The organism is Streptomyces acidiscabies (genome assembly GCF_020010905.1).
Taxonomy (GTDB): Bacteria; Actinomycetota; Actinomycetes; order Streptomycetales; family Streptomycetaceae; genus Streptomyces; species Streptomyces acidiscabies.
In genome coordinates this window covers 4,491,257-4,504,213 of the sequence record NZ_JAGJBY010000002.1, presented here as the reverse complement: position 1 = coordinate 4,504,213, position 12,957 = coordinate 4,491,257, and the positions used below count along the sequence as shown (strand labels likewise).

The following is a 12,957-nucleotide window of genomic DNA, read 5'->3' as shown; positions in this document are numbered from 1 at the left end:
TCACCTGTCGTATCAGCGCTCTACGGAAGCCAGCGTGTCGTCCACGCCCCCCGCCGACCGCCCGGACGTCCGGACCCGCAGCTCGCTCAGTGCCCGCAGCGGGAACACCGGCCGGTGGCGCGGCGGCAGCCCCGGTGCCAGGGTCAGTCCGGGCATCGTGGCGGCGACGGCCTCGATCGCGGCCTCCAGTTCCAGGCGGGCGAACCCGGCGCCGAGGCAGAAGTGGATGCCGTGCCCGAACGCGAGGTGCGCGGAGGACTCGCTGCCCGGACTGAACCCGGCCGGGCACGCGTGGGTACGGCTGTCCCGGCCGGCCGCGCCGTACAGCAGGAGGAGCCGGCTGCCCGCCGCGAGGTGGACGCCGCCGACCGTCACGTCCTGGAGCGCGGTGCGGTACATGCCGGCCAGCGGGCTGTCGAAGCGGAGCCCCTCCTCGACGAGGTCCCGGGTGGCGACCTTCCCGTCGACGACGTCGGCCCAGCCGCCGGGTGAGCGCAGCTGCTGGTGGACGATCGTGCCGAGCGCCTCCGCGCAGGTCATGTGGCCCGCGAAGATCAGCGTGGGGACCTGGACGGAGACCTCCTCGGCGGTGAGCGTGGTGCCCGCCCTGCCGTCGTGGAGGAGTTCGCTGATCAGGTCGTCCTGCGGCGAGGCGAGGCGCTCCTGCACGAGGGAGCGGGCGAACGCCCCGAACTCCATCAGCCCCCGGGCGTACTCGCGCAGCCAGTCGGGGTCGGTGTAGCTCTGGAGCATCATGAGTTCGATGCGCTGCTCGGACCAGACGCGGCAGCGCTCCACGTACTCGTCCGGGATGCCGAGGCGCCGGCAGATCACGTCGAGGGCGTACGGGACGGCGTACTCGGTGATGAAGTCGAACTCCGGTGACGCGGCGGTGCGTTCGGCCAGGTTGGTGGCGATCGCGCGGACCGTGGGTTCGAAGGCCCTGACCCGGGCCGGGGTGAACCCGATGTTGAGGACGTCCCTGATCCGGGAGTGCTCGGGCGGGTCGAGGGAGCCGACGGCGAGGGCGCCGGCGCCGCGCCAGGTGCGGAGCATCCGGCTCACGTCGTCGGGGAGTTCGACCTTGGAGCGGGGGTTGTGGTCGCGCGCCGTGAAGTTCCGGTCGTCCCGCAGGACGGCGACCATGTCCTCGCGCCGGGTGACGCACCACGCGTCGAGCAGGGGCGCGTAGAACACCGGCTCCATCTCGACGAGGTCGGCCAGAAAGGAATACGGGTCGTCGCGATGCGCGCCGTAGGGGTCGAATGGCCTGCCTTCACGTAATTGCCCAGGCTCGACTGACACAGCCATTCCGCCTCTCGTGAATTCGGTCTCGGTGCCGACCGCAGTCTAATCGAGGCAGCGCGTTCCGGACTTTGGGGTTTTTCCTAAAGTCGAGAAGGCTCACGATCTGTCGTTGACACGATCCGGAGAGGTCGTTGAGGATAGCGGTCGGAACGGCCCGGGAAATTCCCGCAGAGTAATTCACTAATCGGGGAGGGACGGTGCGGTCCACCGTATTACCCGTCATACGGCGGCAGGTGTCGGCGCTGGAGCCGACCCTGGCCCGGATCTGCTCGTACCACCTCGGCTTCACGGACGAGAACGGTCACCCCGGCCCGGCGCCGAACGGCAAGCTGACGCGCTCGGCCCTCATGCTGGCGGCGGCCGACGGCGTCGGTGTGCGGCCCGAGGCGGTGCGGTGCCAGGCGGCGGCGCTGGAGCTGCTGCACAACGCGACCCTGGTCCACGACGACATCATCGACGGGGACGAGCTGCGCCGTGGCCGTCCGGCCGCGTGGAAGGTGTTCGGCACCGGCCCGGCCATCCTCGCCGGGGACGCCTTGCAGTCCCTCGCCCTGCGGATGGTCGTCGACGATCCCGGCCCCGGCCGCACGGAGATCTCCGGCCTCTTCGCGGAGGTCACGGATCTGGTGCTCGCGGGCCAGGCACGGGAGTTCACCGTCCGGGCGGACCCGCGCGCCGGTACCGCGGAGTACGAGCGGATCGTCGAGGACAAGACGTCCGCGCTGCTGGAATGCGCACTGGTGACGCCCGCGCTGCGGGCCGGCCGGCCCCAGCACGTCGTGGCCGCCCTGCGCGGCGCGGGCAGGCACCTGGGCCTCGCCTTCCAGATCCTCAACGACGTCGAGGACATCTGGGGCGACCCCTCGGTGACCGGCAAGCCCGTCCGCAGCGACATCGAGCGGCGCAACCCGAGCTTCCCGGTACTGGCGGCGCTGTCCGCCGACGGCACGGCTGCCGGACGCCTGCGCGGGCTGTGGGACGCCGACGGCACCTCGGCGGCGTACCTCCAGGAGCTGGCCGACCTCGTCGAGGAGTGCGGCGGCCGGCACACGGCCGAGAAGCTGTCGCGCGGTCACCTGGACTCGGCCCTGGAGCACCTCGGCCGGGCGGGCCTGACCCCGGCCGCGTCGACCGCGCTCACCGCGCTGTTCGACCGCATCGTCCACCGCACGCCATGACCGACCGACCCTTCCGGCGGAGGCCGTCAGTGAGGACCCCAGCTCAACTGCCTTTCGAGCAGACGAACGTGCTGCACCTCGCGCCGGGGCTGCGCACGCTCCAGTCCGAGGGCACCATCCACCGGGTGCGTACGGCCGAGGGCGCCCCGGCGTGGCTGGTCACCGGTCACGCCCGGGTGCGGCAGCTGCTCGACGACGACCGGCTCGGCCGTACCCATCCCGATCCCGAGGCCCCGAAGGACCCCGGCTCCGCGCTGCTCGCGAACCTGCTGGGCGACTTCGCGACCGACCACGGCCGGTTGCGGGCGCTGCTGGAGCCGCACTTCGCGCCGGAGCGGATGGCGGCGCTGCGGCCGTACGTGGAGAAGGTGACCGGGCAGCTCCTGGACCAACTGGCCGGGCAGGAACCGCCGGTGGACCTGCGTGAGGCGGTGGCGCTGTCGCTGCCGGTCCAGGTGATGTGCGAGTGGCTGGGCGTGCCGCAGGAGGACAAGGAGCGGTTCGGGGGCTGGACCCAGGACGCCGCCGACGTCGGGGACCCGGTCCGCTCCAAGCAGGGGCTGGGCGAGTTGTTCGGCTACTGCCGTCAGCTCGTCGCGGACAAGCGGCGCGCTCCGGGTGACGACGCGGTCTCCCGGATCTGCGCGGCCGAGGGGATCACCGACAACGAGGTCCTCGGGCTGACGGCGCTGCTGCTGTTCGGCGGGTACGAGACGACGGTGGCCCGGATCGGCACCTGCGTGGCGCTGCTGCTGGCGAACCCCGGGCAGTGGCAGACGCTGGTGGACGACCCGGATCTCGTGCCCGGCGCGGTCGAGGAGACCCTGCGCAGGTCGATGCCGAACCCGCACAACGGCGGTATGCCCCGCTACGCGCTCACGGACTTCGAGGTCGACGGCGCCGCTGTGCGGACCGGTGACCTCGTGCTGCTGAACATCATCGCGGCCAACCACGACGCGACGGCCTTCGCCGACCCCGGCCGGGTCGACGTCACGCGCGACACCACGGACAGCCTCGTGTTCGGGCACGGCGCCTATGCCTGCGTCGGCGCGATGCTGGCCCGCATGCAGTTGCAGGTGGTGCTCGCGCAGCTCGTCGCGCGGTTCCCGGCGCTGCGGCTGGCTGTCGGTGTTCAGGAGCTGGGACTGCGCCACAACACGCTGATCGGCGGGTTGATCCAACTTCCGGTGACTTGGTGATCGGATCCCTGATGCTGCACAAGATATCGACTGACGTCGTCACGAAGAGCCCGGGCTCGGTCCGCGCGTATCTGCTGCTGATGCGCCTGGACAGACCCACCGGGTACGTCCTCTATCTGCTCCCGGGGCTGTGGGCCGCCGTCCTCGCCTCCGGCCGCCGGCCCGATCTGCTCGCGGTGGTGGTCCTCGCCGTCGCGGCGGTCCTGGTGCGCGGCGCGGCCTGCGCGGTCAACGACGTGGTCGACAAGGACATCGACTCCCGCGTCGCGCGCACCGTGTCCCGCCCGGTCGCCTCGGGCACCATCAGCGTCGGCAACGCCCTCTGGTTCGCCGCCGCGCAAGGCGTACTCGCCCTGCTGGTCCTGGCGGTGGCGAACGTGGAGACGGCCGTGGTCGCGGCGGCCTCGTACCCGCTGATCGTCGCCTATCCCTTCATGAAGCGGATCTTCGTCTGGCCGTCGGCGTTCCTGGCGCTGGTGATGAGCGTCTACGTGCCGATCGGCTGGACGGCGGCGACCGGGAGCTTCGACTACCCGCTCGCGGTGTACGGCCTGTACGCGGGCGGCGCCTTCTGGACGCTGATCCACGACGCGGTCTACTCCCACCAGGACAAGGAGTACGACCGGAACATCGGCGTCAGGTCCTCCGCGCTGCTGTTCGGCACGGCCACCAAGCCGTGGCTGGGGCTGTTCGTCGCGTTCAGCGTCGGCGGGGTGCTGTGGGCCGGGTCCGACATGGCGATGGGGTGGGCGTTCTACCTGGTCGTCGCGGTCGCGGCGCTCTTCCTGGCCCGGCTCCTCGTCCGTGTCGACCTGGACGATCCCCAGTCGTGCTGGGACGCCTTCGTCGCCAACACCTACTTCGGCTGGCTCCTCCTCGCGGCCGTGCTGGCAGGGCAGTTCACATGACCGACTCGATGTGGCAAGGCGACGGCGTCGACCTGGACGCCTATCTGACCCGCGTGGGCCACCGGGGCGACGTGGCCCCGGACCTGCCCACGCTGCGGGCCCTGCACACCGCGCACGTCGGCACGATCGCCTTCGACAACCTCGACGCGCTGCTCGGGCGTACGGCGGTGCCGCTGGACCTGGACAGCGTCCAGGAGAAGCTCGTGCGGCAGGGGCGCGGCGGCTGGTGCCTGGAACAGGTCGTGCTGGCGGCGGCCGTACTGGACCGCATCGGGTTCACGTTCACGGCGTTCGCCGGCCGGACCCGCATCCGTACGGGGAACAAGGTCGGCCCTGCCCTGCATGTCGCCCTGTGCGTGGAGCTGGACGGCGAACGGTGGCTGTACGACGTGAGTTTCGGCGCGCACGGGCTGCACGAGCCGATCTGTCTCGCGGAGGGCGCGCAGCTGGCCGGCGACTGGTCGTTCGACCTGGTGCGGGAGGCGAACGGGGAACACGTGCTGCGGTTCCTGCGGCCCGAGGGCCCGGCGGAGCTGTACGGCTTCACCCTGGACCCGCGCTACCCGTCGGACTTCGAACTCCTCAACCACTTCTGTCTGACGCACCCGCGCTCGCCGTTCAACCACCGCATGGTCCTCCAGCGCACCCGCCCCGAGGTGAGACACCTCCTCGCGGGCAGCACGCTCATGGAACTGCGTCCCGGGGAGCCGGTGACCGTGCGCGAACTCGACAAGGACGAGGCCCTGTCCGCTCCCGAGGAGATCTTCGGGATCACCCTGGAACCGGGCGACGTCCAGGCGCTCAGGAAATTCTTGGACGGTGCGTGATGCGTACCCTGCTGCTGGACAACTACGACTCGTACACCTTCAACCTGTACCAGCTGATCGCCGGCATCAACGGCCGCGAGCCGGTCGTCATGGTCAACGACGATCCGCGGCTGGCCGGTCTGCGGCTGGAGGAGTTCGACAACATCGTCGTCTCCCCCGGCCCCGGACGGCCGCAGAACCCCCGCGACGCGGGCCTCGTCGGCGACCTGCTGCGGCGTTCCACGCTGCCCGTGCTGGGCGTCTGCTTCGGGCATCAGCTGATCGCGCACCTGGCGGGGGCGTCGGTGGGCGCCGCGCCCGAACCCCGGCACGGGCATCTCGCCAAGGTGTCCCACGACGGAGATCCGCTGTTCGCCGGGGTCCCGCGCGAGTTCGTCGCGGTCCGCTACCACTCGCTGTGCGTGCGGGAGCCGCTGCCCGACTCGCTGGCCGCCATCGCCTGGGCGGACGACGGGGTGCTGATGGCGCTGCGGCACCGTGAACTCCCGCAGTGGGGCGTCCAGTTCCACCCCGAGTCGATCGCGTCCCAGTACGGCCGGGAGATCCTGCGGAACTTCGCCGACCTGACCGACACCGGCCGCCGTACCCGGACCGCGCCCCGGCCGACCGTCACCGTACGGTCCGACGACGCGCCGGGCGGCGCCGAAGCGGGGCTGGGGATCGTCAGCGCGGTCGTGCCGACCGCCGATTCCGAGGCGATCTTCCTGCGGCTCTTCGACGACACCCCGTACAGCTTCTGGCTGGACAGCAGCCGGGTGGAGGAGGGCCTGTCCCGGTTCTCGTTCCTCGGCGACACGTCGGGGCCGCTCAGCGAGGTCCTGACCTACCGCACCGGTGACGACGCCGTGGAGGTACGGGACGCTAACGGCGTGCACAGTGTGCCCGGCAGCGTCTTCGACGTCCTCGAACAGCGGCTGCGTGAGCGGCGCGTCCCCGACACGGGCCTGCCCTTCGACCTGACCGGCGGGTACGTCGGGTACTTCGGCTACGAGCTCAAGGCCGAGTGCGGGGCGACGGCCCGGCACACCGCCGAAACCCCGGACGCCGTCTGGATGTTCGCGGACCGTGTCGTCGCGGTCGACCACCAGGAGGGGCTGACCTACCTGGTCGCCGTCCACGACGAGAGGACCCGGCGCGACGCGCAGGAGTGGCTGGAGCGGACGTCCGCGCGGCTGACGGATCTGCGTCCGGCGGAGGTCGAGACGCCGGACGGCGGCCTGCCGGGCGCCGAGGAACATCTCAGCCGGGGCCGCGACCAGTACCTCGCGGACATCGCGGAGTGCCGGCGGCAGCTCCAGCAGGGCGAGAGCTACGAGATCTGCCTCACCAACAAGCTGCACCTGCCGTTCCACGACGACGACACGTCCTTCTACCTGCGGCTGCGGCGCGCGAACCCGGCCCCGTACGCCGCGCTCCTGCGCCTCGGCGACGTCAGCGTCTTCAGCTCCTCCCCGGAACGGTTCCTGCGCGTCGAGCGGGACCGCACGGTCACCAGCAAGCCCATCAAGGGCACCGCCCCGCGCGACGCCGACCCGGTGCGCGACGCGGAACTCGCCGCCACCCTCGCCTCCAGCGCCAAGACGCAGGCCGAGAACCTCATGATCGTCGACCTGCTCCGCAACGACCTGGGGCGGGTGTGCGAGGTCGGCAGCATCGACGTCGACCCGTACCTCGCCGTCGAGAGCTACGAGACCGTGCACCAGCTCGTCTCCACGGTGCGCGGGCGGCTCGCCGACGGGGTCAGCGCGATCGACTGCGCCCGGCAGTGCTTCCCCGGCGGGTCCATGACCGGGGCGCCCAAGCTGCGCACCATGGAGATCATCGACCGCCTGGAGACGGAGGCCCGGGGCGTCTACTCCGGCGCCCTCGGCTACTTCGGCCTCACCGGCGGCACGGACCTCAACATCGTGATCCGTACGGCCGTCCGCGTCGGCGACCGGCTGAGCATCGGGGCCGGCGGGGCGATCGTCCTCGACTCCGATCCGGCGGACGAGTACGAGGAGATGCTCCTCAAGGCGGCGGCGTCGCTGCGGGCCTGGCGGGCGCCTTCCGTCGTGGACCAGCGGTGAGGGCGGGGACGCGGCGGTGGTGGACCGCCGAGGACGGGTGGGCGGCGGCCGACGATGCCGGGAGGGTGCTCGTCGTCGACTCGTGGCTCGTGGACGAGGGGCGGGTGCGGGGGTTCGACCGTCATGCCGGGCGGTTCGGGGCCGCCTGTGCGCGGTTCTCGGGTCCCTCGACCGGGGAGTTCCTGCGGGCTGTTGCCGAGGTGCTGCCCGCGCGGGGGCGGTGGTTTCCTCGCGTCGAGCTGGTGGAGACCGGGGCGGGGCTGCGGCTGCGGATGTGGCTGCGTCCGGCGCCGGTGCGGACCGCGACCGTGCGGCTGTGGACCCCTGCGGGTCCTGACCGGCGGCGGTTCGCGGACGTCAAGGGGCCCGACCTCGACCACCTCGCGGCCCTGCGCGCCGACGCCGTCGCGGCGGGGGCCGACGAGGCGCTGCTTCTCTCGCCGGAGGGGCATGTGCTCGAAGGGGCGACCACGAGCGTCGTCTGGTGGCGGGGCGACACGCTGTGCGGGCCGCCGTCCGGGCCCGGGCTGCTGCCCGGGGTCACCCGTGCGCTGCTCGGTGAACTCGCCGGTGCTGCGGGGCACTTGGTCGTCGCCGAGCGGGCCACGCCGGGCGACCTCACCGGCGTACCCGTCTGGACGCTGAACGCCCTGCACGGTGTCCGGCCGGTCGTCGCGGGGCTGGGGCGGTGTCGGGGGGCGGAGGTCGCGGTGGCCGGGCGGTGGCAGGCGCGGCTGGACGCGCTCGGGGTCGGACTCAGGGAGGTTGTCCGGTGACCGGGTACGAGCGTGATCTGCTGGTGCAGTTGACGCGCCGGTGGGGGAAGCGGGTGGCCGTCAAGAAGGACGAGCTGGATCTCGACGGGCACTTCGATCCGGCGTTGCCGGACTTTCCCGAACAGCTCGTCCCGGTGCTGGCGCTGCCCGGTGCCGAGCGGCTCGACCGGGATGCCCGGGCGCGGATCCTGTCCGCCGCGTGGATCTCGTACAACGCGAAGACCGCGGCCATCGAGGACGAGATCATCCTTCCGGCCTGCCGGCTGATGCTCCAGGAGCGGATTCCTGTCCGGCGTGACGACGTCGCCGTCGACGCGCTGCATCAGACGATCATCGACGAGCACTACCACATCCTCATGTGCCACAACGCCGTCGGTGTCACCCGTCGGCGGCGCGACCTGGGGGAGCTTCGGTTCGCGCCGGGCGTCTGGTCCGTCGTCCAGGGGCGTGAGGCCGTGCGCGCCGGGCTGTCCGGGTTCGACCGCGACATCGTCGACATCGCGTTCTCCCTCGCCGCCGAGACGACCATCAGCGGGTTCCTCTCCGCGCTCGCCACCTCCCGGGAGATCCAGCCGATGAACCGGATCACCACCGATCTCCACCGGCGCGACGAGGGCGGACACGCGGTGGTGTTCCGCGAGCTGTGCGGCTCCCTCTACCGGAACCTGGACGGCGCGCAGCAGGGCATGTTCCGCGAGGCGCTCGTCACCGGGCTCACCGCGTTCCGCTCCGCCGACCTCGAACCCTGGGTGACCGTGGCCGCGCAGGGCGGATTCACCGTCGACGCCGGGCAATTGCGCGCGTGGGCGGCGGCGCGGCCCGTGCCCGCGCGGGACACCGGGCCGTTGCAACTGCTCCTCGACGATCTCGGGATCAGCCATGACCTCGTCGCGAGCACAGGGTGACGCTCACCGGGGAGGCCGCCGCGCACTGGCGGACGCTCGTCGCCCATCAGCGGCCACCTTGGCCCGCCGAACTCGGCGGTGTGGTCGAGGAGTTGGCGGGCCTGCCGCCGCTGGTGACGCCTGAGGAGTGTGACGCGCTCACGTCGCGGCTGGCCGAAGTGGCCGCGGGGCGGGCGTTCCTGGTGCAGGGCGGGGACTGTGCCGAGCGGTTCGACCGGCTGTCGGCGTCGGCGGTCCAGGGCAAGGTGCGGCTTCTTCGGGAGATGGCCGCAGTGGTTGAGCGGGCGTCGGGGATGCCGGTGGTCACGGTGGGGCGGATCGCCGGGCAGTACGCGAAGCCCCGGTCCCGGGCGACGGAGACCGTCGGCGGGCGGACGTTGCCGGTCTACCGGGGGGACGCGGTGAACGGGCTCGGGTTCAGCGAGGGTGAACGGCGGGCGGATCCGGGGCGGTTGCTGCGGATGTACGAGGCGTCGCGGGAGACGCTGGATGTCATGCGTGCGTACGGCGGTGCCGAGTTGTTCGCCAGCCACGAGGGGCTGCTCCTCGACTACGAGGCCGCGTTGACCCGCCGTCATCCGCCCACCGGGCGACCGTACGCCGGGAGCGGGCACCTCCTGTGGATCGGTGACCGTACCCGGCAGCTCGACGGTGCCCATGTCGCCTGGTTCTCCACCGTCGGCAATCCGATCGCGGTCAAGCTCGGGCCCACCGCGACGTCCGCGCAGGCCCTCGCCCTGATCGACCGGCTCGACCCCGAACGGCGGCCCGGGCGGCTGACGTTCATCGTGCGGATGGGGGCGCGCCGGGTACGGGATCTGCTGCCCGAGCTGGTCGAGAAGGTCGCCGCTTCCGGTGCGCCGGTGGTGTGGGTGTGCGATCCGATGCACGGCAACACGTTCGAGGCGCCCAGTGGGCACAAGACCCGGCGGTTCGACGATGTCCTCGCCGAGGTCTCCGGGTTCTTCGAGGTGCATGCGGGGCTCGGTACGCATGCCGGGGGGCTGCATGTGGAGGTGACCGGGGAGGAGGTGACCGAGTGCGTCGGGGGCGGGGTGGGGGTCGACGAGCTGCCCCGCCGGTACGAGTCGGCGTGCGATCCTCGCCTCAACGGGGGCCAGGCGCTCGAACTGGCCTTCCGGGTCGCCGAGATGAAGTCGCCGTGGATGGCGTAGTGGCCGCCGTCCCGGTACGGCTCGTCATCCAGGCGGTGCGGTTGGGCGGTACTCCGTCCGCGAAGATCTTCACGCCGATGGCGTCCAGCAGCCGGGGGTCCGCCGAGCGCGGGCGGCGCAGTTCCTCCAGCCCTTTGCGGACGTCGGCGGCGGAACCGCCGATGGGGGCGGGCAGCAGCAGCACGCTGACCCGCGCGTGGAGTTCACCGGCGGTCAGGAGGTCGGCGTACGCGGTCCAGTTGTCGGTGCTCAGGCCACCGAAGAGGGTGTCGGCGCTGGGCGATCGTCGGGGTGGGGAGGACGGTCCGGCCGCCGGTCAGGACGAGGGTGGGGGCGAAACGCGCGTCGTCCCGCCGCACCATCCGTACAAATACCGACTCCCCCGCGAGGGGAGACGCCTCAGGAGCCGGACGGCTCGATCTCCCCCGCGAAGACGATGATCTGGTCGATGAGGTTGCGCCGCAGGTGGACGACGTCCGTTCCCGCCAGCCGGGGGCCGCCGTCCGGCGTGGTGAAGACCCACTGGTACCGGGCCCACTCGTCGGGCATGTCCACCGCCGAGCAGCGCACCATCGTGCCGGTCCCCGCCGGGTGGCGCCGGATGTCCAGCACGAACCGCTCGACCGCCACGACCCCTTCGCTGCGGCCCAGCGGCCCCCAGAAGACCACGTCCGAGGTCAGGGCCTGGGAGAGCAGAGCGGTCACATAGGTGTCGTCCGAGGCGTTGAACGCGGAGATGAACATGTCGATCGCGGAGCGTGCGGTCTCTTCCTGCATGCCCCAGTAATACCAGCCGTGTTACCAGGGCATGGCACCGTCGCGGTCGACGAAGGTGCCGGTGGGGCCGTCGGGGCCGATCGTGGCGAGGGCGACGATCGCGTCCGTCCCCTCGGTCACCGTCTGGTGGCCGCGGTGACCGTTGAAGTCGGTCGCGGTGTAGCCGGGGTCGGCGGCGTTGACCTTGATCTCCGGCCAGGACTTCGCGTACTGCGTGGTCAGCATCGTCACCGCCGCTTTCGACGCCGTGTACAGCGGCGCGAGGTTGATGCCCTCGGCGCGCGTCGTGTCGTGGGTCAGCGTGAAGGAGCCCATGCCGCTGGACACGTTGACGACGACGGGGTGCTGGGACTTGCGCAGCAGCGGCAGGAACGCGTGCATGACGCGGACGATGCCGACGACGTTGATGCCGAAGACGTCACTCGCGTCGGCGGCGGTGATCTCGTCGGCGGGGATGTGCGGGCCGAAGACGCCGGCGTTGTTGATGAGGACGTCGATGCTGCCCTCGTTGGCGGCGACGTCGGCGGCGGCCTCGTCCACCGACACGTCGTCGGTGACGTCGATCCGTACGAAGCGGGCCCCGAGGGCGTCGGCGGCGGCCCGGCCGCGCTGCGGGTCGCGGGCGCCGACGATGACGGTGTGGCCGGCCTTGATGAGGCGGCGGGCGGTCTCGTAGCCGAGGGACTTGTTCGCCCCGGTGATGAACGTGGTGGTCATGCGTCCACTCTCGGCCCGCGCCGAGGGGGCAGCCAGTGCTCTGGGTGACGGTAGGACCGGCAGTACCAGGCACTGGCCGGTGCACGCGCCCCTGCCGCACACTCGTCAGGTCCCTCCGCCACAGTCACCGAGGCTCGTATGCTCAGCCACGCCGCCGTCCATCTCCACTCAATACGGAGGGCGCCGATGCCTATGGCGTCGAACGGTGAGGCGAACGGGCCTGATTCCCCAAGGGCGTTGGCGTTCGGGGCCCGCACGGAAATGACCTTGCGCCGACTCCCTTGGGTTGCCTAGGTTTTTTCCTAGACATCCTAGGGAGAGAACCATGGCAGACCCGTACTACGACGTCACCGGAACCGGCCCCACCCTGCTCCTGATCCCCGGCGGCGCAGGCCACCCCATGGGCCTCGGCCCCGCGACGGAAGCGCTGGCCGCGCACTTCACCGTCGTCACCTACGACCCCCTCGGCCTCGCCCACGGCCGTCTCGGTGACCCCGTCGACGACCAGCGCGTGGAGGACTGGAGCGAGGGTGCGCGGCAGGTGCTGGACGCCGTGGCGCCCGGCGGGGAGCCCGCGTACGTCTTCGGCAGCAGTGCCGGTGCCGTCGCCGCCCTCGATCTGCTCGCCCGGCATCCCGGGCGGGTACGGCATGTCGTCGCGCACGAGCCTCCGTGTGTGGGGGTGCTGCCGGACGGGGCGCGGCAGCGGGCCGCGTTCGGGGAGGTGTGCGAGGTCTACCGGGTCGCCGGGCTCGCGGCGGCGGGCGCGCGGATGACCGCCGTCCTGGCGCAGCAGGAGCCGGACGCCCTCCCCGAGGGCCAACCCCTCACCCGTGAGGAGGAGTTGGCGAGCCCCATGGCCATCTCCCTCGCCCATGTCCTGGGCCCGTTCACGTCGTACACCCCGCCCGCCGGACCGCCCCTCTCCCGCCTCACCGTCGCCGCCGGTATCGAGTCCCGGGGCCAACTCCTTTACCGGACGGCCGAGTTCATCGCGACGTCCCGGGAGAGCGGCTTCGCGGAGTTTCCCGGCGGGCATCTGGGGATCGCCCAGGCGCCGGAGGCTTTCGCGGAACGGCTCGTGGGGACGCTGCTGCCGTAGAGCCGTACCGCATCGG

13 protein-coding genes are annotated in these 12,957 nt (G+C 71.7%); 10 read left to right on the top strand and 3 right to left on the bottom strand.

Features of this window, described 5'->3' with window-relative positions; all coding sequences use genetic code 11:
• Nucleotides 1–12: 12 nt before the first annotated feature.
• Nucleotides 13–1,305 carry a cytochrome P450 gene (locus tag J8M50_RS46045; RefSeq protein ID WP_202950064.1) on the bottom strand — a complete coding sequence of 431 codons (1,293 nt, stop codon included), beginning with the start codon at nucleotides 1,303–1,305 and terminating at the stop codon, nucleotides 13–15.
• Nucleotides 1,306–1,505: 200 nt separating this feature from the next.
• Between J8M50_RS46045 and J8M50_RS46040 the strand changes: the two genes are divergently transcribed.
• From J8M50_RS46040 to J8M50_RS46000, 9 genes are read left to right on the top strand one after another with little or no spacing between them, the layout of a single operon-like run.
• Nucleotides 1,506–2,486: a polyprenyl synthetase family protein gene (locus tag J8M50_RS46040; RefSeq protein WP_040838087.1), complete on the top strand. Its 981-nt coding sequence runs from the start codon at nucleotides 1,506–1,508 to the stop codon at nucleotides 2,484–2,486.
• 29 nt (nucleotides 2,487–2,515) lie between these two features.
• Nucleotides 2,516–3,685: a cytochrome P450 gene (locus J8M50_RS46035; protein ID WP_029184464.1), complete on the top strand. Its 1,170-nt coding sequence runs from the start codon at nucleotides 2,516–2,518 to the stop codon at nucleotides 3,683–3,685.
• An 11-nt stretch (nucleotides 3,686–3,696) separates the two neighbouring features.
• Nucleotides 3,697–4,593, top strand: coding sequence for a 4-hydroxybenzoate octaprenyltransferase (locus J8M50_RS46030; protein WP_063748149.1), 897 nt, complete (start codon nucleotides 3,697–3,699; stop codon nucleotides 4,591–4,593).
• Nucleotides 4,590–5,420 (top strand): arylamine N-acetyltransferase family protein, encoded by an 831-nt coding sequence (locus J8M50_RS46025; protein ID WP_010358736.1) that lies wholly within the window; start codon nucleotides 4,590–4,592, stop codon nucleotides 5,418–5,420. Before J8M50_RS46030 ends, J8M50_RS46025 begins: the two co-directional genes overlap by 4 nt.
• Nucleotides 5,420–7,489 carry an aminodeoxychorismate synthase component I gene (pabB, locus tag J8M50_RS46020; RefSeq protein ID WP_010358737.1) on the top strand — a complete coding sequence of 690 codons (2,070 nt, stop codon included), beginning with the start codon at nucleotides 5,420–5,422 and terminating at the stop codon, nucleotides 7,487–7,489. The genes J8M50_RS46025 and pabB overlap by 1 nt, the downstream gene beginning before the upstream one ends.
• Nucleotides 7,486–8,265 carry an aminotransferase class IV gene (locus tag J8M50_RS46015; protein WP_010358738.1) on the top strand — a complete coding sequence of 260 codons (780 nt, stop codon included), beginning with the start codon at nucleotides 7,486–7,488 and terminating at the stop codon, nucleotides 8,263–8,265. The genes pabB and J8M50_RS46015 overlap by 4 nt, the downstream gene beginning before the upstream one ends.
• A complete protein-coding gene (locus J8M50_RS46010; RefSeq protein ID WP_010358739.1) occupies nucleotides 8,262–9,170 on the top strand; it encodes an AurF N-oxygenase family protein in 909 nt (302 codons plus the stop codon). The genes J8M50_RS46015 and J8M50_RS46010 overlap by 4 nt, the downstream gene beginning before the upstream one ends.
• On the top strand, nucleotides 9,167–10,345 hold the full coding sequence (locus J8M50_RS46005) for a 3-deoxy-7-phosphoheptulonate synthase class II (RefSeq protein ID WP_010358740.1): 1,179 nt from the start codon (nucleotides 9,167–9,169) through the stop codon (nucleotides 10,343–10,345). The genes J8M50_RS46010 and J8M50_RS46005 overlap by 4 nt, the downstream gene beginning before the upstream one ends.
• On the top strand, nucleotides 10,333–10,785 hold the full coding sequence (locus J8M50_RS46000; protein WP_178854859.1) for a hypothetical protein: 453 nt from the start codon (nucleotides 10,333–10,335) through the stop codon (nucleotides 10,783–10,785). The genes J8M50_RS46005 and J8M50_RS46000 overlap by 13 nt, the downstream gene beginning before the upstream one ends.
• Here the strand turns inward: J8M50_RS46000 and J8M50_RS45995 are convergent.
• Together J8M50_RS45995 and J8M50_RS45990 are read right to left on the bottom strand one after the other, a co-directional pair.
• Nucleotides 10,745–11,122, bottom strand: coding sequence for a hypothetical protein (locus tag J8M50_RS45995; RefSeq protein ID WP_010358742.1), 378 nt, complete (start codon nucleotides 11,120–11,122; stop codon nucleotides 10,745–10,747). The two genes, J8M50_RS46000 and J8M50_RS45995, sit on opposite strands and share 41 nt — an antisense overlap.
• Nucleotides 11,123–11,143: 21 nt before the next feature.
• Entirely contained in the window at nucleotides 11,144–11,839 is a 696-nt protein-coding gene (locus J8M50_RS45990) for an SDR family NAD(P)-dependent oxidoreductase (protein ID WP_010358744.1), read from the bottom strand.
• Nucleotides 11,840–12,164: 325 nt separating this feature from the next.
• On the opposite strand from J8M50_RS45990, the gene J8M50_RS45985 reads away from it, so the two are divergent.
• Nucleotides 12,165–12,941 (top strand): alpha/beta fold hydrolase, encoded by a 777-nt coding sequence (locus J8M50_RS45985; RefSeq protein WP_010358745.1) that lies wholly within the window; start codon nucleotides 12,165–12,167, stop codon nucleotides 12,939–12,941.
• Nucleotides 12,942–12,957: the final 16 nt, after the last annotated feature.

What these genes read in the sequence shown, in the direction of transcription:
- pabB (WP_010358737.1), top strand. Translation starts at nt 5,420, where the DNA reads ATGCGTACCCTGCTGCTGGACAACTACGACTCGTACACCTTCAACCTG.
- J8M50_RS46030 (WP_063748149.1), top strand. Translation starts at nt 3,697, where the DNA reads ATGCTGCACAAGATATCGACTGACGTCGTCACGAAGAGCCCGGGCTCG.
- J8M50_RS45995 (WP_010358742.1), bottom strand. Translation starts at nt 11,122, where the DNA reads ATGCAGGAAGAGACCGCACGCTCCGCGATCGACATGTTCATCTCCGCG.
- J8M50_RS46025 (WP_010358736.1), top strand. Translation starts at nt 4,590, where the DNA reads ATGACCGACTCGATGTGGCAAGGCGACGGCGTCGACCTGGACGCCTAT.
- J8M50_RS45985 (WP_010358745.1), top strand. Translation starts at nt 12,165, where the DNA reads ATGGCAGACCCGTACTACGACGTCACCGGAACCGGCCCCACCCTGCTC.
- J8M50_RS45990 (WP_010358744.1), bottom strand. Translation starts at nt 11,839, where the DNA reads ATGACCACCACGTTCATCACCGGGGCGAACAAGTCCCTCGGCTACGAG.